Annotated in this window: 1 protein-coding gene; it reads left to right on the top strand. The window is 67.6% G+C overall.

The window, feature by feature from the left end:
- Window positions 1-302 precede the first annotated feature (302 nt).
- Complete coding sequence (locus ABC977_RS18195; RefSeq protein ID WP_369668686.1) at window positions 303-680, top strand: MarR family EPS-associated transcriptional regulator; 378 nt, start codon at window positions 303-305, stop codon at window positions 678-680.
- Window positions 681-735: the final 55 nt, after the last annotated feature.

The following is a 735-nucleotide window of genomic DNA, read 5'->3' as shown; positions in this document are numbered from 1 at the left end:
GTCTCCAAGCCTCGCGGCCGCTTTGCACCGCGTCCAGATTCGTAGGTCGGGTTAGCGCAGCGCAACCCGACATCGGGAACTGCGACACCCGTCACAGATTCTTCATTGCAACGAACCCACAAAACCACTATGGTTCCAGCCCTGAACAACCAGGGCCGCCCGCCGCGGCCGAGCGACCGCCCCTGACGCCCAATCCGGCGCCTCGGGGACCGGCCCCGCCCCCTTCCTGCGTCCTCGCGATGCACGGAAATGGCGGCAGCGTGCCCGCTGCCCATCCCAGCGGTCCACCAACGACAGAACCCTTGGACAACCGAAGCGACACCATCCGCCTGGGGCTGCTGCGCCTGCTGGCCGACAACGCCCAGCTCACCCAGCGGGAACTGGCGCAACACCTCGGCGTCGGCCTCGGCTCCGCCCACTACGGCCTGCGCGCGCTGATCGACGATGGCCTGGTCCAGGCCGAGACCGTCCCCCAGCGCAAGCAGGCCTACATCTACCTGCTCACCCCCAAGGGGCGGAGCGAGAAGCGGCGCATCACCCGCGCCTTTCTCGAACGCAAACAGGCCGAATACCAGGCCATCGAGCGCGAGATCGAGGAACTGCAACAGGAACTGGCCCAGACCGCGCCGCCCGAATGCGACCCCGGAACCACCCCGGCGCCCCGCAAAAGGCGCCCCTGACCATCCGTGTTCATCCGTGCCCATCCGTGGCCAAAGATAACCACCCCCGTGTCGA

The sequence above is a fragment of the Thioalkalicoccus limnaeus genome (assembly GCF_041197575.1).
Lineage (GTDB): Bacteria > Pseudomonadota > Gammaproteobacteria > Chromatiales > Chromatiaceae > Thioalkalicoccus > Thioalkalicoccus limnaeus.
Note: the sequence above shows the minus strand (reverse complement) of the source record. Positions and strands in the feature narration are given on the sequence as shown.